The following is a 24541-nucleotide window of genomic DNA, read 5'->3' as shown; positions in this document are numbered from 1 at the left end:
GAAAATCTTTGCCCGTGCCGGCCTGGCCATCGCTCGCTCGACACTGGCCCAGTGGGTCGGACAAACCGGCGTGCAGCTCCAGCCGCTGGTCGATGCCCTGCGCGAAGCCGTGCTGGCCCAACGCGTGATCCACGCTGACGAAACCCCGGTGCAAATGCTCACCCCAGGCGAGAAGAAAACCCATCGGGCATACGTCTGGGCCTACAGCACCACGCCCTTCGCCGATCTAAAAGCGGTGGTGTACGACTTCAGTCCCAGCCGTGCCGGCGAGCATGCGCGCAATTTTCTTGGTCAGTGGAATGGCAAGCTGGTCTGCGACGACTTCGCTGGCTACAAGGCCAGCTTCGAGCAGGGCATCACCGAAATTGGCTGCATGGCCCACGCCCGCCGCAAGTTCTTCGATCTTCACGCTGCAAACAAAAGCCAGTTGGCCGAACAGGCACTGCACGCGATGGGCGGTTTGTACGAAATCGAACGGCAAGCACGGAACAAGAGCGATGAAGAGCGCTGGCGAATACGGCAGGAAAAGGCCTCACCGATCCTCGACGCACTGCATAACTGGATGCTGGCCCAGCGTGATCTTGTGCCCAACGGATCAGCAACGGCAAAAGCCTTGGATTACAGCCTCAAGCGCTGGCTGGCACTGACTCGCTACCTGGACGATGGCGCTGTGCCCATCGACAACAACCAGGTCGAAAACCAGATCCGGCCATGGGCCCTTGGACGCTCGAACTGGTTGTTTGCCGGATCACTGCGCAGCGGCAAACGCGCGGCAGCAATCATGAGCCTGATCCAGTCGGCCCGCATGAACGGGCATGATCCGTATGCCTATCTCAAGGACGTGCTGACACGCCTGCCGACGCAGCGGGCGAGTGAGATCGGCCAACTGCTGCCGCATCAGTGGGTACCTGCCTGAATCACGCAAGGTGAGTTCGGCGGACGCTTACGTATTAGCGGCGTCGACGGTCTTCAGGCTGAGGGGCTGGTTTAGTGCTGCGTACAGGGATGGGTTGCAATGTTGGCCGCTCAAGCAGGCCAAGGGTTCTCAACAGATCAAGCAGGGCGTGCTGTAACTTGGCGTTCATAAAATAGCCTCCAACCAAGATCATCGAACAGGTGCTTATGCATCTCTTTTCATCTTAGTTCACGTCAGCTGAAACTGCCGCAGCGGCGCTGTTACACGCTAAAACAGCAGGCGCAAGCCCGCATACAGGGTTCGCTCCGGCCCCGGCTCAAAATAGCGAGCGCTGCCATCGTTAATCCGCAGGTTGTCGAAGTACTCACGCCCCAGCAGGTTATCGATACCCAGGTAAGGTTCCAGGCTTTGCTCGCCGAGCTGCAAGCGCTTGCCTAGGCGCAGGTTAAGCAAGGCATAACCGGAGGCTGACTGAGTATTGGCATCGTTGGTGTATACGCGCGCCTGGGCTGTAGCGCCCAAGCGTATGTATGCACCTTGGTTTTCATAGGCCAATTCAGTGAAAAGGGTTTGCCTTGGAATACCAGGACTATGCTTGCCAGCAAAGTCGCCTGCAGACGTTTGATACTCGGTAAAACGATAGTGGTTGTAGGCATAGGCCACGGACCAGCGCCAGGCATCGTCAAGCTGCCAGTCCAGGCTCAACTCAACGCCATCACGGCGCGACTGCCCGGCATTGCGATAGAAGTTACGCCCCGGCTGAGTGGGCAGGTTAAACGCCACCAGCTCATCCTTCAGGTCGATCCGGTACAGCGCCAAGGCATAACGCAGCGAGGTCCACTCACCTTTCAGACCGAGCTCACGGCTTACTGCCTGAGCCGGCTGTAACACTGCATTGAAACCACCCCCTTGCGGGTTTGCCAGCTCATTGATGGTCGGCGTTTCGAATGAACTGGCCAGCCGTGCGTAAAGCGACTGTTGCGGCGTCAGGCGATAACTCAGACCAGCACTGTAGTTCCAGTCGGCCAGGCTGCGCGAACCTGAATCATCGCGACTGTCGACCAGGTAAAGGTCATCCACTGCTAGGCGCACGTGGTCATAGCGCAACCCTAGGGTGGCCTGCCACTGCTCAGTCAGGTTGATCTGATCCTCGATAAACAGTCCTTGGCTAAGCGCGGACTCATCTTGCTGCTGGCGCAACTGCCCGCGTTCGCCGAACAAATTGTCATAGCGCCGCCGATCATCTTGCTGGGCTTCCAGGTCGAAACCTGTGGTGATTTTATGTGGCACGCCAATTAATTCGCGGTAATGACTGTATTGCCCGCCTACACCGCTGAAATAGCGTTTAAAGGTCGTTTGGCCGCTCGTGGCAAACCCCAGCTGATTACCGAACTCACGGTGCCCCAGATAGCTGCGCAGTTGGTACTGGTCGGCTCCAGCAGCGTAGCCATCCCAAACCAATGCCAGGCGTTGCTGACGAATAAACTCATCGGCATCGAAGCGCAGGTTGTTCGGCGCCGCTTGCCGGCGATCCACGTCGACTTGGGCCGCCGTTAAACCACCGGGATCCTCGGCGCGGTTATCGATCGCATTGAAACTTAGGCGTAAGCGCCCCGCCGGCGCATACCAACGCAACTTGGCGGTCAGGCTGTTGGTTTGCGCTGCGCCGTGCTGGCGATACCCATCTAAATGAGTGCTGTTAAACGCCAGCAACGCGCCCAAGTCGCCGTCACTGCCTGCCATTTCGACGCGTGTTCGCTGATAGCCGAGGCTTGCAGTGCTCAGGTCAAGCTGCATCGAGGGCAACGCCGGCGGTTCGCGGGTTTCGATCGCTAGCACTCCACCGGCAGCATTGCCGTAGAGCACCGAGGCCGGTCCGCGCAAAACCTCCATGCGCTCAACCAAACCAAGGTCGAGGCCGTCGAGTTCAGTTTGCCCATCCGGCATGGTCAGGGGTACACCATCAACAAGCACCCGAATACCGCGCACACCAAAGTTACCGCGCGCGCCGAATCCACGAACCGACGGACGCAGACCTTGGGCCAGGTTGTAACGATTGAGGCTGAATACGCCCGGCACACGTGCCAGCCAGGTATCCAGAGCGAGGTTCTGCTCTCCCGGTATGTTTCCCGCATCGACCACCGTTACCGCCGCCGGCGTACTCAGCCAGCGCACGTTACTGCGTGGGCTGGTGATGAGTAGCGGAGCCGGCACAACTAAGCGGTCGTCAACTTCGGTCGCGTGCAATACGCGGCTATCGGCCAGCAGCCAAAGGCCGCTAGCGACGAAACCAAGCGATACACGCATACGGCTCAATACTCCCTATCGGCTTGATCTTTGCGCCGATAGGGGAATACGTCGATCACCTTGCCTGCGCTAATCGCCGCTTGCAGGGTTTTCCAATAATCGGCGTCGTACAGCTCCCCATGCAGCTCACTGAACAGTTTGCGTTGCTGCATATTGGCGAACAGAAATGGCGGGAACTCCTCAGGGAACACATCCATCGGCGCGATCGAATACCACGGCTCGGAGGACATTTCATCCTCGGGGTAGCGCGCCTGGGGGATATGACGAAAATTCACCTCCGTCAGGTAGCAGATTTCATCGTAGTCGTAGAACACCACGCGGCCGTGACGAGTCACGCCAAAGTTTTTCAGCAGCATGTCGCCGGGAAAGATATTGGCGGCAGCTAGCTGTTTGATCGCCAGACCGTAATCATCTAGCGCCTCACGCACCTGAGCTTCACTGCCACTTTCCACATACAGATTCAGCGGCGTCATGCGCCGCTCAGTCCAGCAGTGGCGCACCAGCACGGTGTCGCCATCAACCTCAACGGTCGACGGCGCGACATCCAGCAGCTCGGCCAGGCATTGCGGGTCAAACTTGCTTAGAGGGAAGCGAAAATCGGCGAACTCTTGGGTATCGGCCATGCGCCCGACCCGGTCGACCGTTTTCACCAGGCGGTATTTCTCGATCACCGTATTGCGGTCGACGTTTTTCGACGGTGAGAAGCGGTCCTTGATTATCTTGAATACCGTATTGAAGCCCGGCAGCGTGAATACGCTCATCACCATGCCCCGCACCCCTGGCGCCATGACGAATTTGTCATCGGTGGTGGCCAGATGGTTGATCAGGGATCGATAAAACTCTGATTTGCCGTGTTTGTAGAAGCCAATCGAGGTGTACAGCTCAGCAATGTGCTTACCCGGCAAGATACGCTTGAGGAAGCCGACGAACTCCGCAGGGTAGCCAACCCGCACCATGAAGTAGGAGCGGGTGAAGGAGAAAATGATCGACACCTCCGCCTCATCGGTAATCAGTGCATCAATCTGAATCCCCTGCCCTTCGCGGTGCAACAGCGGTATCACCAGCGGCCATTGTTCATCGCGGGTGTAAATACGCCCCACCAGGTAGGCACCTTTGTTGCGATACAGGCGCGAGGCAAACAACTCGATGCGCAAGTCAGGGTCCTTGCACACCCAGTCCGGCAGGCTTTGACGCAATTGTTTGAGCAGTCGCGTCAAATCGCGCGGCAGATTTTCGTAGCCCACTTCGAAACTGAAATCGTCGAAGATCTGCCGCAGAGACGTCTCAATATCGCCATTGGGCTCATACAAGCGCGTTTGCGGCGTACGTGTATTAACCCGCAGCGAAGGGCGAGTGGTGTGGATGAACATGCAGCCATCATTGATCTGGTCATGGCTGAACAACCCGCAGAAAATCGAGTTAAACCAGGTCTCCGCCAACTCATCGTCATCCCGCAGGTTAATCAAGGCGATATAGGCCGACTTGACCAGTGGCCACTGGTCAACATCCAGCAATGCCTCGGCCGCATAGGCCTCGCGCAACTGCTGGCTGACAGCGGTCACGCACTTTTCATACAAGGCAATACGCGCCGCCGATGCGTTTTGGATTTCCTGCCACAGGGCCTGCTCAAATCGTACGCGTGCGCCGTTGGTAATCTGCCGAAACTGCTCGCGGTAGTCGTCAAAGCCATCAAGGATAAACGCCGCTATCGCGCTGGCCGGCCTTTGCTGTGGCATATACGAACCCCTACAGGTGAGTGCGGACAAGCCACCGAGCTTATCCAGTGACGACATGAAGTAAAAGCGGCCAGCGCATGGATGCGCGCTTATCTACAACGAAATGCCGTCATGTAAGCATTTGAAAGCGCATTTCGAATTGCCTTGGCGCCCCGGGCCAGCAACACTGCTCACCCTTTCTGACCGCTGTGGAGTCTGTTGTGCGCCTTGCCGACCTGATGCGTCTGCTGTTGCTTGCTGCTATCTGGGGCGCAAGCTTTCTGTTCATGCGCATCGTTGCGCCAGTGCTTGGCAGCCTGCCGACTGCTTTTTTTCGCGCCAGCCTGGGCATGCTTGGGCTGCTGGTGATATTGCTGCTGATGCGCGTGCGCTGGGACTTTAACGGCAAGCTTAAACACTGCCTGATACTCGGGGTGATCAACGCGGGGCTGCCTTCGGCCATGTACTGCATGGCTGCCTTGGTGCTGCCAGCAGGCTATTCCGCCATTTTCAACGCCACCACGCCGATGATGGGCGTATTGATCGGCATGCTGTTCTTTGCTGAAGCGATGACCCTGAGCAAAGCCGCCGGAGTCGCTGTCGGCCTACTGGGTGTAGCGGTGCTGACCCGCACGGGTCCAATTGAGTTTGACTTGACCCTATTGCTCGGCGCAGCCGCCTGCCTGGTGGCGACCGCTTGCTATGGCTTTGCCGGTTTTCTTACGCGGCGCTGGATTGGCATGCAGGGCGGCCTGGACAACCGTTTGACCGCCTTTGCCAGCCTGTGTGGCGCCAGCCTGTTTCTACTGCCGCTGTTCGGCGGCGCTCTGGTCATACAACCGCCAGCCAGCTGGGGCGGGCTAGACGTCTGGCTGTCTCTCGCAGGGCTAGGCTTTGTCTGTACGGCCCTGGCTTATGTCTTGTACTTCCGCCTACTGAGTGATGTAGGGCCGATCAAAGCAAGCACCACGACCTTCCTGATTCCACCCTTTGGTGTGCTGTGGGGCGCCCTGCTACTCGACGAGCCTTTGTCTTGGGCGTATCTGTACGGCGGCGTATTGATCGCCATCGCCCTATGGCTGGTAGTGCGACCAACCGCCAGCGCTCAAGCTGATCGCTGAAACACTCCATAACTGCTCGCAATAACGTCGTGCACACACGGCCAATACATACGATATTTGCCTAGATTGTTAACGGCAACGCGACGTTGCCGGTAATCCTCAGCGCCCAAATACACACGCCCCACGAGCGCGCAGCACTTGTGGGGCGTGTAAGTGAGCATTTGAATGGCTCTGGAGCGCAGGCTTTAAAGCCTGACAGATTAGAGGCTCAGCTGGCGATTAGACGCCTTAAGGAACTCGCGCTTGAGCGCCTCAAAGGTATGCACCGCAGGGAATTGCGGGAATTCGCGAATCACATTGTCCGGGGCATGGAACAGAATGCCGGCATGGGCTTCGCTGAGCATGGTGGTGTCGTTGTATGAGTCGCCGGCGGCAATTACTCGGTAGTACAAGCTCTTAAAGGCCAGTACCGACTGACGCTTAGGGTCCTTTTGACGCAACTGGTAGTCCACCACCCGATCCGTTTCATCGGTAATCAGCTTGTGGCACAACAACGTCGGGAAACCCAGTTGACGCATCAGCGGCTGGGAGAACTCATAAAAGGTGTCCGAAAGAATCACCACCTGAAAGCGTTCGCGCAGCCAATTAACAAACTCCACCGCACCGTCAAGGGGCTTGAGAGTGGCAATCACCTCCTGAATATCGGACAGCTTTAAGCCGTGCTCATCCAGAATACGCAGACGCTGCTTCATCAGCACGTCATAGTCCGGAATATCCCGGGTGGTCGCTTTCAGCGATTCGATGCCAGTTTTTTCCGCGAAGGCGATCCAGATTTCCGGTACCAGTACGCCTTCCAGGTCGAGACACGCGATTTCCACAGGACACTCCTAACTTGGATTTTTTAGAAGGCGGCACTCTAGCTGCTCCCCCAGTGCTCTGCAACGCGGTGCTTATACTCAAATCAGAGGTCTACTGAGGCACTTCGTTATTTAGTCGAATAACCTGCGTTTGCTACCATCGCCACACAAGACGCGCAGCGTCACCCTAACTAGGAATTCAGCCCGATGAGCCACCCCTTCGACGCAGCCGAACTGGCGGCGAGCTATGCCAACAAGTCGCCTCAGGACATTCTCAAACTCGCCTTTGAGCACTTTGGCGATGAGCTGTGGCTATCGTTCAGCGGCGCCGAGGACGTGGTGCTGGTCGACATGGCCTGGAAGCTCAACAAGAACGTCAAAGTCTTCAGCCTCGACACCGGCCGCCTGCATCCAGAAACCTATCGGTTTATTGATCAGGTGCGCGAGCACTATGGCATCAGCATCGACATACTCTCACCTGACGCTGCCGCCCTAGAGCCCTTCGTCAAGGAGAAGGGGCTATTCAGCTTCTACCAAGACGGTCACGGTGAATGTTGTGGCATCCGCAAAACCGCCCCGCTACGCCGCAAACTCGCCACGGTTAAAGCGTGGGCCACCGGCCAGCGGCGCGACCAAAGCCCCGGCACGCGCAGCCAAGTTGCGGCGGTCGAGCTCGATACAGCCTTCTCCACAGCGGACAACACCCTGTACAAATTCAATCCGCTGGCACAGATGAGCAGTGAAGATATCTGGGCCTATATCCGCATGCTCGAACTGCCTTATAACAGCCTGCATGAGCGCGGTTTTATCAGCATCGGCTGCGAACCCTGCACACGCCCCGTACTGCCTAACCAGCATGAGCGTGAAGGCCGCTGGTGGTGGGAAGAAGCCACACAGAAAGAATGCGGTTTGCATGCCGGCAACTTGATTGCCAAGACCTGATCGCTAAAACAGATATAAAAAAGGCCAGTCTCTGACTGGCCTTTTACGTTACCTGAATCACTCAGCTCTTATCCGTACGCCCTTTGCGTTGCATGTAACGCTCGACGTAGGAGCATGACGGAATGACCGTATAGCCCAAGCGGTCAGCATATTGCAGTGCATGCTCGGTCAACGCAGCAGCGATGCCTCGCCCACGCAGCGTGGTGGGAACAAAGGTGCGGTAGATATCCAGCGTTTGCTTGCCAAGATCCATATAAGCCAGATAGGCCCGATCACCATCCACTGTGGTCTCGAACTGATGACCTGCTAGGTCATGGTGAATGGACAGCGCCTCGCTCATCGCAACTCCTCTGTTCGCTCGCGCAACCCGCTCGCAGCCTCTGCAGCAATGGGGTTACAGAATTTCTTACCTATTAAGTTGTAGGCGATTATAACGAGCTTATCAGGCCGGAACCTGTGAGGTCACGTGAATCAATGACTTAGATCACACCGGCAGCACCGGGCTATGTGCCAAACCCAGTCACTGCACCTGCCTACTACCAAAGCTATCTGCCACAAACGTACAGCCATTCAGATACCAGTAAACATCGAGATTATCGTCAAAATACGTTGCAACGACTGCAACCCCTAAACGCCAACAGTTACTGCGCAAAGAACTGCCAACAGCCTGAAATTGATTGTTTTTTAAGCAGCCAATCAGCAGAAAACGCCTAACTCTACTGCAATCGAAAAAAAACCTTTGCGCCTTGCCTTGCCTCCGTTTACTTACTACAAGTTATAGGTAGTATGTACGCCGGCTAATTTCCTATTATCAGGAAATTGCTTTTATGGAAAACCTCCACCTCAAGGGGAACACGATGAACAACGTTCTGAAATTCTCTGCTCTGGCATTGGCCGCAGTTCTGGCTACCGGTTGCAGCAGCATGTCCAAAGAAACTGAAGCTCGTCTGACTGCAACTGAAGATGCAGCTGCTCGCGCTCAAGCCCGTGCCGATGAAGCCTACCGTAAGGCTGATGACGCTATGGCTGCTGCTCAGAAGGCTCAGCAAACTGCTGACGAAGCCAATGAGCGCGCTCTGCGTATGCTGGAAAAAGCCAGCCGCAAGTAATAGCTCTCAAGGCTATGAAAAGCCGACCCAGTCTCTGGGTCGGCTTTTTTATTAGCTGCATACTGGCTTCTGAATGAGTTCAAGAGCTAATCGCACCAGAAGCCCCTGTCGACCCGAAAACTTAAGGCGTTAGCAGCCCAGCCAGACTAACGGACACAGCGCTTTTTCTTGAGATAGATGCGCATCACCGCACATGAGAAAGGCAGCAGCCAAATAACTGGCAAGCCCTAAAACAAAAAAGCCTGACCATTTCTGGCCAAGCTCTAATGTAATGATTATATGGTCGGGACGGAGTGATTCGAACACTCGACCCCTAGCACCCCATGCTAGTGCGCTACCGGACTGCGCTACGCCCCGACTAGGCGTTAATCTGTTTCGGATCCCCTAAACATGGCGAACTATACATTAAGCCCCTGAAATATGGAAACTTTTTGAATAGTGCGACTATTTTTTAAGCACCTGTAAAACATCTTCAAGCTCGGTAATCATTTGCTTGATCAGTTGTTTGTATTGAGTGCTGTCATCTTTGGCCTCGTCACCGGAAAGGCGCTGACGCGCCCCGCCAATTGTGAAACCCTGATCGTACAAAAGAGCGCGAATCTGTCGAATCATCAACACATCCTGTCGTTGATAATAGCGTCGGTTGCCGCGGCGCTTCACTGGATTTAGCTGAGGAAATTCCTGCTCCCAGTAACGCAACACATGAGGCTTAACGGCGCACAGCTCACTTACTTCACCGATAGTGAAGTAGCGTTTGCCGGGTATGACGGGTAATTCGTCGTTATGACTTGGTTCCAGCATACGCCTCGACCCTGGCTTTAAGTTTCTGGCCTGGACGGAAAGTCACCACACGGCGAGCCGTGATCGGAATTTCCTCTCCTGTTTTTGGATTACGACCGGGGCGCTGACGCTTATCGCGCAGATCAAAATTACCGAACCCCGAGAGCTTGACCTGTTCGTTGAGCTCCAGCGCTTGGCGGATCTCCTCAAAGAACAGCTCCACCAATTCCTTGGCTTCCCGTTTATTCAGGCCCAGCTCTTCATACAGACGTTCCGCCATCTCAGCTTTCGTCAGAGCCCCCATACGCTACTTCCTTAACGTGGCGTTGAACCTTTGTTCCAGGGAGGTGAGAATATCTTGCATTGCTGCGCTCACCTCATCGTCATTTAGAGTGCGCGATGCATGCTGCCAGGTCAAGCCAACCGCAAGGCTTTTTCTATCAGGATCAATACCTTTACCGTGATACACGTCAAATAGCTTGAGGTCTGTTAGCCACTCACCTGCAGCACCCTTGATACAAACAAGCAAATCCTGCGCAGGCACATCACGATCGACCAGCAAAGCCAGGTCACGCCGCACTTCAGGAAACTTAGAAAGCGCCTGGAACTTAGGCATAACGCCCTGAGTGATTTCACCCAACACGAGCTCAAACATGAAGACCGCTTGATCCAAGCCTAACGCTTTCGACAACTCAGGATGAATTGCGCCAAGGTACCCTACAAGACGCCCGTCACGCTCAATCCGAGCTGTTTGCCCCGGATGCAGCGCAGCATGCTCGCCAGGCACAAAGGCAAAGCTCGCACTTGCGCCTGCACTGGCCAGCAGAGCCTCGACATCGGCCTTCACATCATAGAAGTCGACATCATCACGAGCGTGCGCCCAGCCTTCTGGCAAGCGGCCACCACAAATCACACCTGCCAACATCGGCTCTTGCTTCAAACCTTCGAGCTGACCGACAAAGCGCAAACCACTTTCGAAGAGGCGCACACGCGACTGCTGACGATTCAAGTTATGCTCAAGCGCCTTGATCAGACCTGGCCACAAGGAAGAGCGCATCGCCGCCATATCGGCAGAGATTGGGTTAGCCAGCATCAGCGGAGCAACGCCAGGGTTGAACAGCTCGAACAATTTTGGATCGATAAAGCTGTAGGTGATTGCCTCCTGATAACCGCGAGCAACCAATAAACGACGTAGCGCCGGTAGCTCGATAGCGGCTTCGGCCTTAGTTTGTGGAGCTAAACGCGCTTGCGGATAGCGTACAGGTAAGCGATTGTAGCCATACAAGCGGGCGAGTTCTTCGATCAGATCGACTTCCAGGCTGATATCGAAGCGGTGACTTGGTACACCAACCTGCCACTGCCCTTCGCCATCAGCCTGAATATCCAAGCCCAAAGCAGCTAGCAGGCGGACAACTTCAGCCTCGTCCATCTTCAGGCCGAGCATCTGTTCGATGCGCTCAGCACGCAACGTGACCGGCTCAACACTCGGCAACTGCTGCTGATTGACGACTTCAATAATCGGCCCAGCTTCGCCCCCGACAACATCCAGCAGCAAAGAAGTCGCGCGTTCCATGGCTTCACGCGCCAGCTGCCAGTCCACGCCACGCTCAAAGCGGTGCGAGGCATCGGTGTGCAAACCGTAGGAGCGAGCCTTGCCAGCGATGGCAATGGTGTCGAAGAACGCACTTTCAAGGAACAGGTCGCACGTCTTGTCATTAACACCGCTATGCTCGCCACCCATCACGCCAGCAATGGCCAAGGCACGATTATGATCGGCGATTACCAGCGTATCGCTGCGTAGGCTGACCTCCTGACCATCAAGCAAAACGAGCTTCTCGCCCTCCTCGGCCATACGCACACGGATACCACCATTGATCTCGGCAAGATCGAACGCGTGCAGCGGCTGACCCAACTCAAGCATCACGTAATTAGTGATGTCGACAGCCGCATCAATACTGCGCACATCGGCACGACGCAAACGCTCAACCATCCACAACGGCGTGGGCTTGGACAGATCGACATTACGCACCACACGACCGAGGTAACGCGGGCAGGCTTGCGGCGCGAGCACTTCGACCGGACGCACTTCATCGTGGCTCGACGCAACCGCCTCAATTACTGGACGAGTGACAGGCGCGGCATACAGCGCACCCACTTCACGCGCCAGGCCAGCCAAAGACAGGCAATCACCACGATTTGGCGTCAGATCAACTTCGATGCTGGCGTCGTCAAGATCCAAATAGACACGAATGTCCTGACCGACTGGCGCGTCTGCCGGCAACTCCATAAGGCCATCATGGTCTTCACTGATCTGCAGCTCGGAAGCCGAGCACAGCATGCCGTTTGATTCGACACCACGCAGCTTGGCTTTCTTTATTTTGAAGTCGCCAGGCAGTTCGGCACCCATCATGGCGAACGGGATTTTCAGGCCGGGGCGCACATTCGGCGCGCCGCACACCACCTGAAAGGTTTCCGCACCACTACTCACCTGACACACACGCAATTTATCGGCATCAGGATGCTGCTCGGTGCTCAGCACCTCGCCCACCACCACGCCACTGAATACGCCCGCAGCTGGCGATACGCTATCGACTTCTAGGCCAGCCATGGACAGGCGGGCAACCAGATCGTCGCGAGAGACATCTGGGTTTACCCAGCTGCGCAGCCATTGTTCACTGAATTTCATTCTGTCTGTTCTCCTGAACCAATTCGATTACGGAATGCGAAGGCGCTAGCGAAATTGCGCCAGGAACCGCAGGTCGTTATCGAAGAACAGCCGTAAATCGTTGACGCCGTAACGCAGCATGGCCAGGCGCTCAACACCCATACCGAAGGCGAAGCCGGAGTATTTTTCCGGATCAATGCCCGACATGCGCAGTACATTCGGATGCACCATGCCGCAGCCCATAACTTCCAACCAGCCAGTCTGCTTACACACACGGCAACCTTTGCCGCTGCACATTACGCATTGCATGTCGACTTCGGCCGATGGCTCGGTGAACGGAAAGAACGAGGGACGGAAACGCACACCCAGCGGCTTCTCGAAGAACACCCGAAGGAATTCCTCAATGGTGCCTTTGAGGTCGGCAAAACTCACACCCTCGTCGACCAGCAGACCTTCGACCTGATGGAACATCGGCGAGTGAGTGATATCAGAGTCGCAGCGATAGACACGACCGGGGCAAACAATGCGGATCGGCGGCTGCTGCGATTCCATGGTGCGCACCTGTACCGGCGAGGTGTGGGTGCGCAGCAACATGTTCGCGTTGAAGTAAAAGGTGTCATGCATCGCCCGCGCCGGATGGTGGCCGGGGATATTGAGCGCCTCAAAGTTGTGGTAGTCGTTCTCTACCTCGGGGCCTTCGGCGATGCCGTAGCCTATCCGAGTAAAAAACTGCTCTACACGCTCCAGTGTGCGGGTTACAGGATGTAGCCCGCCCGACACCTGCCCACGCCCTGGCAGGGTTACATCAATCTTTTCGGCGGCGAGCTTGGCGCTCAGCGCAGCCTGTTCCAATGTCTCTTTACGATTGTTCAGAGCATCCTGAACTTTATCCTTGGCAGCATTGATCAACGCACCGGCTTGCGGGCGCTCTTCTGCTGACAGATTGCCCAGGGTCTTCATCACCTGAGTTAATTCGCCCTTCTTGCCCAGATAGTGAACGCGCAGCTGCTCTAGAGCATTCACATCGTCGGTGTGGCTAACGGCCTCAAGCGCTTGCGAGACCAGCACATCCAGATTTTCCATTTACAGACTCCAGATACGAAATAGGGGAAGAGCTTGAAGGCTCTTCCCCTATTGGTGACGTTTAGCACCGGGCGAGCCCGGTGATTGTCGGGGACTTAAGCCAGTACGGCTTTCGCTTTCTCGACAATCGCAGCAAACGCCGCTTTTTCGTTCACTGCCAGATCAGCCAGTACCTTACGGTCGATCTCAATGGACGCTTTTTTCAGGCCAGCAATGAAACGGCTGTAAGACAGACCGTTAACACGTGCACCGGCGTTGATACGAGCGATCCACAGAGCGCGGAACTGACGTTTTTTCTGACGACGGTCACGGTAGGCGTACTGGCCTGCCTTGATCACCGCTTGCTTGGCAACGCGGAACACGCGTGAACGTGCGCCGTAGTAGCCTTTAGCGAGTTTCAGAATTTTTTTGTGACGCTTGCGAGCAATAACGCCGCGCTTAACACGAGCCATGAGTAATTTCCTCTATCTTGACCGATTAACGAACGCGCAGCATGCGCGCCACTTTTGCTACGTCAGACGGGTGCACCATGGAGCTGCCCCGCAGTTGACGCTTACGCTTAGTGGACATCTTGGTCAGGATGTGGCTCTTGAAAGCGTGCTTGTGCTTGAAGCCGTTAGCAGTTTTCAAAAAACGCTTGGCTGCACCACTCTTAGTTTTCATCTTTGGCATGTTCGGATACTCCGCATTCAGTTGATAAACATAACCGCAAGGCCTGCCGTGCCCTGGTGGTTATTTCTTCTTTTTGGGGGCGATGACCATGATCAGCTGGCGTCCTTCCATCTTTGGATGCTGTTCAACGGTGCCGTATTCAAGCAGGTCAGCCTCAACCCGCTTCAACAACTCCATGCCCAGCTCCTGATGCGCCATCTCACGGCCGCGGAATCGAAGCGATACCTTGGCCCTGTCCCCATCACTAAGGAAACGTACCAGGTTGCGTAGTTTTACCTGGTAATCCCCTTCCTCCGTCCCTGGACGAAACTTGATTTCTTTAACCTGGATCTGCTTCTGGTTTTTCTTTGCAGCAGCAACCTGTTTCTTCTTTTCGAAGATCGATTTGCCGTAGTCCATCAGCTTACAAACAGGTGGCACTGCATCGGCAGAAATCTCTACCAGATCCAGCTTGGCCTCTTCGGCCTTAAGAAGCGCGTCCTCAATTGACACAATCCCGAGCTGCTCACCCTCAGCGCCAATTAACCGTACCTCACGTGCCGAGATATTCTCGTTGATCGGTGCCTTAGGTGCAGCTCGCTTATCTTGTCTCATATCACGCTTAATAATGATTACTCCAAATCTTGGCGACCACGCCGGGAAACCGCCTGCGCAAGAAGTTCAGCGAATTGAGTGACGGGCATAGAGCCCAGATCAACACCTTCGCGAGTACGCACGGCGACAGTTTTCGTCTCAACTTCCCGATCTCCGATAACCAAGAGATAGGGAACCTTGAGCAAAGTATGCTCGCGGATTTTAAAGCCTATCTTCTCGTTCCTCAAGTCAGACTTGGCACGAAAACCGCTTTGATTGAGCGTTTTTTCCACTTCGAGGGCAAAATCAGCCTGTTTATCAGTGATATTCATCACCACAGCCTGAGTCGGTGCTAGCCAAGCGGGGAACGCACCCTCGTAGTGCTCGATCAAAATACCGATGAAACGCTCGAATGAACCAAGAATCGCCCGGTGCAACATGACCGGCACTTTGCGACTGTTGTCCTCGGAAACGTAACTCGCTTCAAGGCGCTGAGGCATATTCGGATCGTACTGCAGCGTACCGCACTGCCAGGCACGACCGAGACAGTCAAGCAGGGTGAACTCGATCTTTGGACCGTAGAACGCACCCTCCCCCGGGAGATACTCCCAAGGCAGACCCGCCTCATTCAGCGCATTGGCCAGCGCCTCTTCAGCTCGATCCCAGAACGCGTCATCACCCACACGCTTAGCTGGGCGCGTAGAAAGCTTCATCTTCACATCACTGAAACCGAAGTCAGCGTAGACCTGCAACGTCAGCTTGATGAAGTCAGCGGCCTCTTTCTTGACCTGCTCTTCAGTACAGAAGATATGCGCATCATCCTGAGTGAAGCCACGCACGCGCATGATGCCATGCAGCGCACCCGACGCTTCATTGCGATGACAGGAGCCGAACTCAGCCAACCGCAGCGGCAATTCACGGTAGCTTTTCAGCCCCTGATTGAACACCTGCACGTGGCATGGGCAGTTCATCGGCTTGATAGCGTAGTCGCGACTCTCCGACTCAGTAGTGAACATATTGTCGGCGTAGTTACCCCAGTGCCCAGACTTCTCCCACAGCACGCGATCAACGATTTGCGGGGTCTTGATTTCCTGGTAGCCATTCTCGCGCTGCACACCGCGCATGTACTGCTCAAGCACCTGATAGATAGTCCAGCCATTTGGGTGCCAGAACACCATGCCAGGCGCTTCTTCCTGGGTATGGAATAGATCAAGGCGCTTGCCGATCTTGCGATGGTCGCGCTTCTCAGCCTCTTCAATACGCTGAATATAAGCCGCCAGCTGCTTCTTATCTGCCCAGGCTGTGCCGTACACACGCTGCAGCTGCTCATTCTTGGCATCGCCGCGCCAGTAAGCACCAGACAACTTGGTCAGCTTGAAAGCTTTAAGGAAGCGCGTATTCGGCACGTGCGGACCACGGCACATGTCGACGTATTCTTCGTGGTAATACAGGCCCATGGCCTGCTCATCCGGCATATCTTCAACCAGACGCAGCTTGTACTCCTCACCACGGGCGGTGAAGACATCAATAACCTCGGCGCGTGGCGTCACTTTCTTGATGACGTCGTAGTCTTTCTCGATCAGCTGCTGCATACGCTGCTCGATGGCCGCCACATCATCTAGAGTGAAGGGACGCTCAGACGCGATGTCGTAGTAGAAACCGTCATCAATGACCGGCCCGATTACCATCTTGGCAGTCGGAAACAACTGCTTAACCGCATGCCCAATCAAATGCGCACAGGAGTGGCGAATGATTTCGAGACCTTCTTGGTCTTTGGGCGTAATGATCTGCAGGGTTGCGTCGCTATCAATCACGTCACAGGCATCAACCAGCTTGCCATTGACCTTACCGGCTACCGTGGCCTTGGCCAGGCCGGCACCGATGGATTGCGCCACCTCAAGTACAGATACTGGGTGATCGAACGAACGCTGACTGCCGTCGGGAAGAGTAATGATGGGCATGGCGCCTCCTCTCCTAGTGGTGACCTCTACCAAAGGCCACATGGGTTGGGATGAGCCAGTAAGCGATTCGGCGGTAAACCTGCCATACAGAAGCAGGAGCATGTACGCCTAACCAAAACCGAACCGCAGTCACTGGAGGTTTTAAACAACAACTAACCGCATGTGAATGCTTGCAGAAAGCCTGGCTTACTGACAAGAACCCAAAAAAAAGGGCCGCCTAAGCGACCCTTTTTTCTACCAAATTTGGTAGGCACGATTGGACTCGAACCAACGACCCCCACCATGTCAAGGTGGTGCTCTAACCAACTGAGCTACGTGCCTACGATGGGTGCGCATTTTACGGCCAGGCGAAAAAGTGTCAACAAGTATTTTAGCTAACTGCCTGAATAATTGAATTTTTTACTGTTTTATCGTGCGTTTAATATTTCGCACAGGCCACTAGCCGAGCATTTTCAACTCAGGTAGCATCCGCTCATTCGTAAAATATAAAGAACAGAGGTTGCAAAATGGCGCACACAGCTTATCCACAATCCTACTATGCGGCCTCCGCCAATCCGATACCGGCACGCCCGGAGCTAAATGGTGAGGTCGAAACTGACGTGTGCATCGTCGGTGCGGGCTATACCGGCCTATCTACCGCTATTGCCCTGTTGGAAAACGGCTTCAAGGTCAGCATCGTTGAGGCGGCAAAAGTCGGCTTTGGCGCATCGGGTCGTAATGGCGGGCAGATCGTCAACAGCTACAGCCGTGATATCGATGTGATCGAGCGCAGCGTGGCACCCAAGCAAGCACAGCTGCTCGGCGACATGGCCTTTGAAGGCGGGCGCATCATTCGCGAGCGCATCGCCAAGTACAACATCCAGTGCGACCTTAAAGATGGTGGCGTCTTCGCAGCCAATACGCCTAAGCACATGAAGCATCTGGAGTCGCAGAAAAAACTCTGGGAGCGCTATGGCCACACCCAGCTGGAACTGATGGACGCCAAACGCATACAAGAAGTCGTGGGTACTGACATTTATGCCGGCGGCATGCTCGATATGAGCGGCGGCCATATCCATCCACTCAACCTGGCACTCGGTGAAGCCGCGGCAGTTGAGTCGCTCGGTGGGGTGATTTACGAGCAGTCCCCTGCTATCCGCATTGAGCGCGGCGCCAATCCCGTTGTGCACACCCCCAACGGCAGGATCAAAGCCAAGTTCGTGGTGGTCGCGGGCAACGCCTACTTGGGCAACCTGATTCCTGAACTATCGGCCAAATCGATGCCATGCGGCACCCAGGTGATTACCACTGAGCCATTGCCCCCTGAGCTGGCGAAAAGCCTGCTGCCGCAGGACTACTGCGTAGAAGACTGTAACTACTTGCTCGATTACTACCGCCTTAGCGGTGATAACCGCCTGATCTTTGGCGGCGGCGTGGTCTACGGCGCCCGTGACCCGGCCAACATTGAGGCGATCATTCGCCCGAAAATGCTCAAGGCTTTCCCGCAGCTGAAAGACGTGAAAATCGATTACGCTTGGACCGGCAACTTCCTGCTGACGCTCTCGCGCCTGCCGCAAGTCGGTCGCCTGGGCGACAACATCTATTACTCACAAGGCTGCAGCGGTCACGGCGTTACCTATACCCACTTGGCCGGCAAGGTGCTGGCCGAAGCACTGCGCGGTCAGGCCGAGCGCTTCGACGCATTCGCCGACTTACCGCATTACCCATTTCCGGGCGGTCGCCTGTTCCAGGTGCCGTTCAGCGCTTTGGGCGCTTGGTACTACACCATGCGTGACAAGCTGGGTATCTAACACCCGCACCACAAACATAAACGGCACCCTTGAGGTGCCGTTTTGCGTTTTCGCTCACGCGAATTGTTGGATGCCTTTACAGCGCGGCATCCGGCCAAACCTCACGCGCCGTGCGCAACGCACGCTGCGCCGCTGAGCCCCGACCTTGCTGCTGCAAATCACGGGCAGCCTGCAACCAGACGTTCTCAACGGGTTGTGCAGGCAGTTGATTGGTCGGCTGAATCAATACCGCCCAACGCCCGGCCTCCTCCCACGCGTCGTCGAAGCTGGCAAAGCTGCTGTACCAGCGTCGGTCATTGCCCGAACGCAGCACCAGCGTCCGCTCACGCTGGTCATAGCCCACCAGCACGGCAAACTGCGAGCCCGGCCCAGCAAACAGACGGTCCTGCAGCACCAGCACAGGGTGCCCAGCGGAAACCTGCTGCATCAACGCATCCAAGTTACCTGTCAAGGGATACACCAGGAGCTCATACGAGCGCGCCACCGCCTCAAGCCCCGCCTGCGGGCTCTGCCCTTTGCCCACCTGCTGCAGGCGCTCATCCACCAAACCAGGGCTACTGATCACTCCGTGATAATTGAGCAACGCCGCTAACGCCGAAGGCCCACCCTGAGCGTCACTGAGTTGGAAGAACGGTACATCAGTCAGCTCGACCCGTTCAGGCAAGCGCTCTGTCTCTGGCGACAGCTGCGGTGCGCCCGCGCAGGCAACGAGCAGAAAAAGCATGGCAAAGGGCAGAAGCCTGACGACTCGAATTGGCTGGAACATCACTCACCCACTGATCTATTTGTGGCGCAGAGCATAACCATGAAGTGCCCACGCCCCAACCTCTTCAGGCTACTTACAGCGTTATTTACACCCGGAAGAAACAGGTAATCATTGCCCGCAGCACGGCACCACGAACGTTTAAACCCTGATCTCGGACAACGCGTTCTGCACGCAATAGGCTTATAAAGATGGGTGAACGTCTCGGTGGATAACCCAGGGTGGCCCGATGGACTTTAAGGATTACTACAAGACACTCGGCCTTGAGCCCGGTGCAGATGACAAGGCGGTCAAGGCGGCCTATCGCAAACTAGCGCGCAAATATCACCCCGACGTCAGCAAGGAAAAGGACGCGGAAAATAAGTTCAAGGAAGTCGCCGAAGCCTACGAGGTGCTGAAAAGCGCCGAAAAGCGCGCCGAGTACGATGAGCTGCGTCAATACGCCAAGCAAGGTCGGCCCTTTGAGCCGCCGCCTGGGTGGCAATCCCAGGCCCATGCCGGCTTTGCAGATAGCATGGACGGCGACAGCGAGTTTTCGGATTTTTTCGAGTCCTTGTTCGGCGCCGCTGGACGCAGCCATCGCGGCGGCCGCAGCGGCGCACGCCGCGGCCAAGACGTGGAAATGGAGCTGGCGCTGCTGCTCGAAGAAACCCTGGCGGATGAGACAAAAACCATCGCCTTCCAATTGCCGCAGTACAGCCCCGACGGCCAGCCACTGCCCGCGCTCAACAAGACCTTAAACGTAAAAATCCCACGCGGCGTGAGCAACGGCGAACGTATTCGCCTGAAAGGCCAAGGTGCGCCCGGGCTGGGCGGCGGCGCGAATGGTGACCTGTACCTGATTATTCGCTTTGTCCCGCACCCACTGTTCGACGTTGAGGGGCACAACCTGATTCTCACCGTGCCATTGGCACCCTGGGAAGCGGTGCTGGGCGGCCAGGTCACGGTGCCCACGCTGACCGGCAAAATTAACCTGCGCATCCCCGCCAACACCCAAAGTGGGCAGCGGCTACGGATCAAAGGCAAGGGGCTGCTCAGCAAATCTGGCGAGCCGGGCGATCTCTACGCGCTGTTCAAGATCGTTATCCCGCCGCAAACCGACGAGCCAGCACGCGCACTCTGGGCGCAACTGGCCGAACAAGCCGCTTTTAACCCGCGCGCGCAGTGGAGTCAGTGATGAGCAGCCTGATCATGCAATTAGACATTCACGAGTTTTGCCAACGTGCCGGGCTGTCGCAGACGGTTGTGCTGGAAATTGTCGAGCACGGCATCGTCGAACCCACAGGCCTGACACCCGATCAATGGCAATTCGATGCCGACGCTCTGGCCATCGTCAAGCGTGCGTTTCGCTTGCAAGCCGAACTGCAAATTGAATGGGCCGGGATTGCCCTGGCATTGCAGTTGCTCGATGAGCTGGAGCAGCTGCGCGCCGATAACAGCCATTTACGCCGGCGCTTGAGCCGCTTCGAGCAACCCTAGCAGGCCCTGCGTGACACCAAGCCGTGCAGTTGCAAACTCCCTCTGTTTAGCTAACCAAGGTAACTATGTCAGTCAGCCGTAAATGGATCGTTCCTGCCGCGAGCATTGCCGTCGTGGCAATAATCGCCGGCTTACTCTGGTACACCCTGCGCCCTACTGGCCTGGGAGATGGTTTCGCCAGCGGTAACGGGCGCATTGAAGCCACCGACGTCGACGTGGCCAGCAAGCTGCCCGGCCGAATCGCCAGTATCGACGTTGAGGAAGGCCAGTTCATTCAACCCGGGCAAATCATTGCCCGCATGGACACCCAGGTACTTGAAGCACAGTTGGCACAGGCCCAGGCGCAAATGCGTCAAGCACAGAACAGCCAGCTGACCGCACGCGCCCAGGTCCGCCTGCGCGAAAGCGAGAAAGTTACCGCTGAGGCGATCGTGCGTCAGCGCCAGGCTGAAGTGTCGGCCGCGCAAAAACGCCACGGTCGCAGTGCCATTCTGGTTAAACGCAATGCCATGGCGCAGCAGCAACTGGACGATGACCTCGCCCGCCTGCAAAGCACTCAGGCGGCACTGGCCGCCGCGCAGTCTCAGGTGATCTCGGCTGAAGCGGGCATTGCCGCCGCACAGTCGCAGGTGATCGAGGCGCAATCTGCCGTGGAAGCCACCCAAGCCAGCGTGGCCCGCTTGCAGATCGACATTGAAGACAGCCAGCTCAAAGCACCGCGCGGTGGCCGCGTGCAGTACCGCATCGCCGAACCCGGCGAAGTCATCGGTGCGGGCGGCAAGGTACTTAATCTGGTTGATCTGAGTGATGTCTACATGACCTTCTTCCTGCCCGAGCAGCAGGCAGGCCGAGTCGCGCTGGGCGCCGAGGTGCGTCTGGTGATAGATGCCATCCCGCAGTTTGTGATCCCGGCCAAAGTCAGCTACGTGGCCAGCGTCGCTCAGTTCACCCCGAAAACCGTGGAAACGGCCAGCGAGCGGGAAAAACTGATGTTCCGGGTTAAGGCCCGGCTTGACCCGCAACTGCTGCAGCGCCACCTCACGCAAGTCAAAACCGGCGTACCCGGCGTGGCGTATCTGCGCCTCGACCCACAGGCCGAGTGGCCTGAGCAGCTGGCGATTAAGGTTCCGCAGTGAGCACAGCCGCGGCAACCGTTGCAGAGCTGCATGATGTCAGCCTGCACTACGGCAAAACCTGCGCCCTCAATGCCGTCAGCCTGGACGTACCCGCGCAACGCATGGTCGGCTTGATCGGCCCGGACGGCGTGGGCAAGTCCAGCTTGCTGGCGCTGATTGCCGGTGCCCGTAAAATCCAGAGCGGGCAGATCGAGGTGCTCGGTGGCGACATGGCCAGCCGCGACCATCGCCGACAGGTTTGCCCGCATATCGCTTACATGCCTCAAGGGTTAGGCAAGAACCTCTACCCAACGCTCTCGGTGATCGAGAACCTGGACTTCTTCGCCCGCCTGTTCGGCCAGGCCGAGGCCGAGCGCAAGAGCCGTATCGATGACCTGCTGCGTAGCACCGGCCTCAGTAAATTTGGCGAACGCCTGGCCGGCAAGTTGTCGGGCGGCATGAAGCAAAAGCTCGGGCTGTGCTGCGCCTTGATCCACGACCCTGACCTGCTGATCCTCGACGAGCCCACCACCGGGGTCGACCCGCTGTCGCGTAACCAGTTCTGGGAGTTGATCGAGCGCATTCGCGCCCAACGCCCACAAATGAGCGTGCTGGTGGCCACGGCTTACATGGAAGAGGCCGAGCGCTTTGATCATTTGATCGCCATGGATGACGGCGCCGTACTGGCCACCGGCAGCCCGACCGAGCTGCTGCAACGCACAGGCTGCAAACATCTGGAAGACGCCTTTATCGCCCTGATGCCGGAGGCCAAGCGTAAGGACCATACGCAATTGGTCATCCCGCCAAGGCCGGCAGGCGAGCAGGAAATTGCCATTGAGGCGCGCGACCTGACCCTGCGTTTCGGTGATTTTGTCGCGGTCGACCACGTCGACTTTCGCATTGAGCGCGGGGAAATCTTCGGCTTTCTCGGCTCCAATGGCTGCGGCAAAACCACCACCATGAAGATGCTGACCGGCTTGTTACCCGCCAGTGAGGGGCAAGCCCTGCTGTTCGGCCAAACGGTAGACGCCAACGACATGGCTACGCGCAAGCGGGTTGGTTATATGTCGCAGGCCTTCTCGCTGTACGGCGAATTGAGTGTGCGGCAGAACCTGGTGCTGCATGCCCAGCTGTTTCACGTTGCGACCGAGCAGATTGACGCACGGGTCGCCGAAATGGCCAAACGCTTCAACCTGGGCAGCGTCATGGACCAGCTACCTGAGCGCTTGCCGCTGGGCATTCGTCAGCGGCTATCGCTGGCGGTGGCGGTGATCCACAAACCGGAAATTCTTATCCTTGATGAGCCGACCTCAGGCGTCGACCCGATTGCCCGCGATGTGTTTTGGCAACTGATGCTCGACCTGTCACGCGATGACGGCGTGACCATCTTCATCTCCACGCATTTTATGAACGAAGCGTTGCGCTGCGACCGCATCTCCTTGATGCACGCGGGCAAGGTACTGGACAGCGATACGCCACAGGCACTGATGGACAAGCGCGGCCTGCCAACCCTGGAAGCGACCTTTATCGCCTACCTGCAAGAGGCGGTTGGCAAGCCAACCCCCACCGAAGCGCCGGCACCCGCCCCGGACGCGAGCAGCACCGCAACTCGAACGGCCGTGCGCCGACGTTTTAGCTTGCTACGGCTGTTCAGCTATACCCACCGCGAAACCCTGGAGCTGCGCCGCGACCCGATTCGCGGCAGCATGGCGCTGTTCGGCAGCCTGCTGCTGCTGTTCATCATCGGCTATGGCATCAGCCTGGATGTGGAAAACCTCACCTACGCCGTGCTCGACCGCGACCAAACCACCACCAGCCAGGCCTATGCACTCAACCTGGCTGGCTCGCGCTACTTCCTTGAGCAAGCGCCTCTGCACGATTACGACGAACTGGAACGGCGCATGCGCAGCGGTGAAATCAGCCTGGCGGTGGAAATACCGCCTAATTTTGGCCGTGATCTCAAGCGCGGCGCCGTGCCGCAGATTGGCATGTGGCTCGACGGCGCGATGCCCATGCGCGCCGAAACCATCAAAGGGTATGTCACGGGCCTGCATGCCAGTTACCTGCAACAACTGGCACGCCAGAGCAGCGCCTCAACCAATAGCAACCTGCCGACGCTAGAAGTGCGCTACCGCTACAACCCGGACGTGGAAAGCCTGAATGCCATGGTGCCGGCGGTGATCCCACTGCTGCTGATGTTGATTCCGGCGATGCTCACCGCCCTTGGCGTGGTGCGTGAAAAGGAGCTGGGCTCGATCATCAACCTGTATGTCACGCCGGTTACCCGCCTGGAGTTCCTGCTCGGCAAACAGCTGCCGTATATCGCCCTAGGCATGCTCAATTTCATCTTGTTGCTGATGGCCGCCGTCTTTGTCTTCGACGTGCCGCTCAAGGGCAGCCTGTTGGCCCTGCTGACTGGAGGCCTGCTGTACATCAGTTGTGCAACGGCCATGGGCCTGCTGATGTCGACCTTCACCCGCAGCCAGATCGCCGCGGTATTTGGCACGGCCATCGTCACCCTGATTCCGGCCATTCAGTTTTCCGGGCTGATTTACCCGGTGTCCTCGCTGGAAGGCTTTGGCGCCGTGATTGGACAGATTTACCCCACCTCGCACTTTTTAATCATCAGCCGCGGGGTATTTTCCAAGGCCCTGGGCTTCGTTGAGCTGTACCGCTACTTCATCCCCCTGCTGATCACCATTCCCGTACTGCTGGCGCTGTGCACCAGCCTACTGAAGAAGCAGGAGGCCTGA

The 24541-nt window shown here is 56.8% G+C and carries 23 protein-coding genes and 2 tRNA genes; 9 read left to right on the top strand and 16 right to left on the bottom strand.

Features of this window, described 5'->3' with window-relative positions; translation table 11 throughout:
- Positions 1-916 (top strand): IS66 family transposase (gene tnpC, locus N1078_RS14005; RefSeq protein ID WP_274088778.1); only part of this gene is annotated, 916 nt, incomplete at its 5' end.
- A gap of 34 nt (positions 917-950) precedes the next feature.
- Here tnpC and N1078_RS19540 read toward each other — a convergent pair.
- The 3 genes from N1078_RS19540 to aceK form a co-directional block, all read right to left on the bottom strand.
- On the bottom strand, positions 951-1085 hold the full coding sequence (locus N1078_RS19540) for a PA1414 family protein (RefSeq protein WP_322949084.1): 135 nt from the start codon (positions 1083-1085) through the stop codon (positions 951-953).
- 98 nt (positions 1086-1183) lie between these two features.
- A complete protein-coding gene (locus tag N1078_RS14000; protein ID WP_274088777.1) occupies positions 1184-3223 on the bottom strand; it encodes a TonB-dependent receptor family protein in 2040 nt (679 codons plus the stop codon).
- A gap of 5 nt (positions 3224-3228) precedes the next feature.
- Positions 3229-4959, bottom strand: a complete 1731-nt coding sequence (gene aceK / locus N1078_RS13995) for a bifunctional isocitrate dehydrogenase kinase/phosphatase (RefSeq protein WP_274088776.1) — start codon at positions 4957-4959, stop codon at positions 3229-3231.
- 200 nt (positions 4960-5159) lie between these two features.
- On the opposite strand from aceK, the gene N1078_RS13990 reads away from it, so the two are divergent.
- Complete coding sequence (locus N1078_RS13990; RefSeq protein ID WP_274088775.1) at positions 5160-6059, top strand: DMT family transporter; 900 nt, start codon at positions 5160-5162, stop codon at positions 6057-6059.
- Between the two features lie 200 nt (positions 6060-6259).
- Here the strand turns inward: N1078_RS13990 and thrH are convergent, their stop codons facing one another.
- A complete protein-coding gene (gene thrH / locus N1078_RS13985; RefSeq protein WP_274088774.1) occupies positions 6260-6877 on the bottom strand; it encodes a bifunctional phosphoserine phosphatase/homoserine phosphotransferase ThrH in 618 nt (205 codons plus the stop codon).
- Positions 6878-7063: 186 nt separating this feature from the next.
- On the opposite strand from thrH, the gene N1078_RS13980 reads away from it, so the two are divergent.
- Complete coding sequence (locus N1078_RS13980) at positions 7064-7798, top strand: phosphoadenylyl-sulfate reductase (protein WP_274088773.1); 735 nt, start codon at positions 7064-7066, stop codon at positions 7796-7798.
- A 61-nt stretch (positions 7799-7859) separates the two neighbouring features.
- Here N1078_RS13980 and N1078_RS13975 read toward each other — a convergent pair whose 3' ends face one another.
- Positions 7860-8138, bottom strand: a complete 279-nt coding sequence (locus N1078_RS13975) for a GNAT family N-acetyltransferase (RefSeq protein WP_274088772.1) — start codon at positions 8136-8138, stop codon at positions 7860-7862.
- A 517-nt stretch (positions 8139-8655) separates the two neighbouring features.
- Here N1078_RS13975 and oprI point away from each other — a divergent pair.
- On the top strand, positions 8656-8907 hold the full coding sequence (gene oprI / locus N1078_RS13970; protein WP_090242095.1) for an outer membrane lipoprotei OprI: 252 nt from the start codon (positions 8656-8658) through the stop codon (positions 8905-8907).
- A gap of 280 nt (positions 8908-9187) precedes the next feature.
- Here the strand turns inward: oprI and N1078_RS13965 are convergent.
- The 10 genes from N1078_RS13965 to N1078_RS13920 form a co-directional block, all read right to left on the bottom strand.
- A tRNA-Pro gene (locus N1078_RS13965) sits at positions 9188-9264 on the bottom strand.
- Between the two features lie 87 nt (positions 9265-9351).
- A complete protein-coding gene (locus N1078_RS13960) occupies positions 9352-9708 on the bottom strand; it encodes a MerR family transcriptional regulator (RefSeq protein ID WP_274088771.1) in 357 nt (118 codons plus the stop codon).
- Entirely contained in the window at positions 9689-9991 is a 303-nt protein-coding gene (ihfA, locus tag N1078_RS13955) for an integration host factor subunit alpha (protein ID WP_003243414.1), read from the bottom strand. Before ihfA ends, N1078_RS13960 begins: the two co-directional genes overlap by 20 nt.
- A gap of 3 nt (positions 9992-9994) precedes the next feature.
- A complete protein-coding gene (pheT, locus tag N1078_RS13950) occupies positions 9995-12373 on the bottom strand; it encodes a phenylalanine--tRNA ligase subunit beta (protein WP_274088770.1) in 2379 nt (792 codons plus the stop codon).
- 45 nt (positions 12374-12418) lie between these two features.
- Positions 12419-13435 (bottom strand): phenylalanine--tRNA ligase subunit alpha, encoded by a 1017-nt coding sequence (gene pheS, locus N1078_RS13945; RefSeq protein ID WP_274088769.1) that lies wholly within the window; start codon positions 13433-13435, stop codon positions 12419-12421.
- A gap of 95 nt (positions 13436-13530) precedes the next feature.
- On the bottom strand, positions 13531-13887 hold the full coding sequence (rplT, locus tag N1078_RS13940) for a 50S ribosomal protein L20 (protein ID WP_040069108.1): 357 nt from the start codon (positions 13885-13887) through the stop codon (positions 13531-13533).
- 25 nt (positions 13888-13912) lie between these two features.
- Complete coding sequence (gene rpmI / locus N1078_RS13935) at positions 13913-14107, bottom strand: 50S ribosomal protein L35 (RefSeq protein WP_136665879.1); 195 nt, start codon at positions 14105-14107, stop codon at positions 13913-13915.
- A gap of 60 nt (positions 14108-14167) precedes the next feature.
- Entirely contained in the window at positions 14168-14719 is a 552-nt protein-coding gene (gene infC / locus N1078_RS13930; RefSeq protein ID WP_274088779.1) for a translation initiation factor IF-3, read from the bottom strand.
- The gene (gene thrS / locus N1078_RS13925) at positions 14719-16641 is read right to left on the bottom strand and encodes a threonine--tRNA ligase (RefSeq protein WP_274088768.1); all 1923 of its coding nucleotides are present in this window, start codon (positions 16639-16641) and stop codon (positions 14719-14721) included. The genes infC and thrS overlap by 1 nt, the downstream gene beginning before the upstream one ends.
- A 244-nt stretch (positions 16642-16885) precedes the next feature.
- Positions 16886-16962, bottom strand: a tRNA-Val gene (locus tag N1078_RS13920).
- 185 nt (positions 16963-17147) lie between these two features.
- On the opposite strand from N1078_RS13920, the gene N1078_RS13915 reads away from it, so the two are divergent.
- Positions 17148-18431, top strand: a complete 1284-nt coding sequence (locus tag N1078_RS13915) for an NAD(P)/FAD-dependent oxidoreductase (RefSeq protein ID WP_274088767.1) — start codon at positions 17148-17150, stop codon at positions 18429-18431.
- A 76-nt stretch (positions 18432-18507) separates the two neighbouring features.
- Here N1078_RS13915 and N1078_RS13910 read toward each other — a convergent pair whose 3' ends face one another.
- Positions 18508-19155: a PA2778 family cysteine peptidase gene (locus N1078_RS13910; RefSeq protein WP_274088766.1), complete on the bottom strand. Its 648-nt coding sequence runs from the start codon at positions 19153-19155 to the stop codon at positions 18508-18510.
- A gap of 268 nt (positions 19156-19423) precedes the next feature.
- Between N1078_RS13910 and cbpA the strand changes: the two genes are divergently transcribed.
- From cbpA to rbbA, 4 genes are all read left to right on the top strand, one after another.
- The gene (gene cbpA / locus N1078_RS13905; RefSeq protein WP_274088765.1) at positions 19424-20371 is read left to right on the top strand and encodes a curved DNA-binding protein; all 948 of its coding nucleotides are present in this window, start codon (positions 19424-19426) and stop codon (positions 20369-20371) included.
- Complete coding sequence (locus tag N1078_RS13900; protein WP_274088764.1) at positions 20368-20673, top strand: chaperone modulator CbpM; 306 nt, start codon at positions 20368-20370, stop codon at positions 20671-20673. The genes cbpA and N1078_RS13900 overlap by 4 nt, the downstream gene beginning before the upstream one ends.
- A gap of 65 nt (positions 20674-20738) precedes the next feature.
- Positions 20739-21809, top strand: coding sequence for an HlyD family secretion protein (locus tag N1078_RS13895; protein ID WP_274088763.1), 1071 nt, complete (start codon positions 20739-20741; stop codon positions 21807-21809).
- Complete coding sequence (gene rbbA / locus N1078_RS13890) at positions 21806-24541, top strand: ribosome-associated ATPase/putative transporter RbbA (protein ID WP_274088762.1); 2736 nt, start codon at positions 21806-21808, stop codon at positions 24539-24541. Before N1078_RS13895 ends, rbbA begins: the two co-directional genes overlap by 4 nt.

Origin of the sequence: Pseudomonas sp. MIL19 (assembly GCF_028680365.1) — a bacterium.
Lineage (GTDB): Bacteria > Pseudomonadota > Gammaproteobacteria > Pseudomonadales > Pseudomonadaceae > Aquipseudomonas > Aquipseudomonas spirodelae.
Note: the sequence above shows the minus strand (reverse complement) of the source record. Positions and strands in the feature narration are given on the sequence as shown.

What these genes read in the sequence shown, in the direction of transcription:
- N1078_RS19540 (WP_322949084.1), bottom strand. Translation starts at nt 1,085, where the DNA reads ATGAACGCCAAGTTACAGCACGCCCTGCTTGATCTGTTGAGAACCCTT.
- N1078_RS14000 (WP_274088777.1), bottom strand. Translation starts at nt 3,223, where the DNA reads ATGCGTGTATCGCTTGGTTTCGTCGCTAGCGGCCTTTGGCTGCTGGCC.
- aceK (WP_274088776.1), bottom strand. Translation starts at nt 4,959, where the DNA reads ATGCCACAGCAAAGGCCGGCCAGCGCGATAGCGGCGTTTATCCTTGAT.
- N1078_RS13980 (WP_274088773.1), top strand. Translation starts at nt 7,064, where the DNA reads ATGAGCCACCCCTTCGACGCAGCCGAACTGGCGGCGAGCTATGCCAAC.
- N1078_RS13975 (WP_274088772.1), bottom strand. Translation starts at nt 8,138, where the DNA reads ATGAGCGAGGCGCTGTCCATTCACCATGACCTAGCAGGTCATCAGTTC.
- oprI (WP_090242095.1), top strand. Translation starts at nt 8,656, where the DNA reads ATGAACAACGTTCTGAAATTCTCTGCTCTGGCATTGGCCGCAGTTCTG.
- N1078_RS13960 (WP_274088771.1), bottom strand. Translation starts at nt 9,708, where the DNA reads ATGCTGGAACCAAGTCATAACGACGAATTACCCGTCATACCCGGCAAA.
- ihfA (WP_003243414.1), bottom strand. Translation starts at nt 9,991, where the DNA reads ATGGGGGCTCTGACGAAAGCTGAGATGGCGGAACGTCTGTATGAAGAG.
- pheT (WP_274088770.1), bottom strand. Translation starts at nt 12,373, where the DNA reads ATGAAATTCAGTGAACAATGGCTGCGCAGCTGGGTAAACCCAGATGTC.
- pheS (WP_274088769.1), bottom strand. Translation starts at nt 13,435, where the DNA reads ATGGAAAATCTGGATGTGCTGGTCTCGCAAGCGCTTGAGGCCGTTAGC.
- rplT (WP_040069108.1), bottom strand. Translation starts at nt 13,887, where the DNA reads ATGGCTCGTGTTAAGCGCGGCGTTATTGCTCGCAAGCGTCACAAAAAA.
- rpmI (WP_136665879.1), bottom strand. Translation starts at nt 14,107, where the DNA reads ATGCCAAAGATGAAAACTAAGAGTGGTGCAGCCAAGCGTTTTTTGAAA.
- thrS (WP_274088768.1), bottom strand. Translation starts at nt 16,641, where the DNA reads ATGCCCATCATTACTCTTCCCGACGGCAGTCAGCGTTCGTTCGATCAC.
- N1078_RS13915 (WP_274088767.1), top strand. Translation starts at nt 17,148, where the DNA reads ATGGCGCACACAGCTTATCCACAATCCTACTATGCGGCCTCCGCCAAT.
- N1078_RS13910 (WP_274088766.1), bottom strand. Translation starts at nt 19,155, where the DNA reads ATGCTTTTTCTGCTCGTTGCCTGCGCGGGCGCACCGCAGCTGTCGCCA.
- cbpA (WP_274088765.1), top strand. Translation starts at nt 19,424, where the DNA reads ATGGACTTTAAGGATTACTACAAGACACTCGGCCTTGAGCCCGGTGCA.
- N1078_RS13895 (WP_274088763.1), top strand. Translation starts at nt 20,739, where the DNA reads ATGTCAGTCAGCCGTAAATGGATCGTTCCTGCCGCGAGCATTGCCGTC.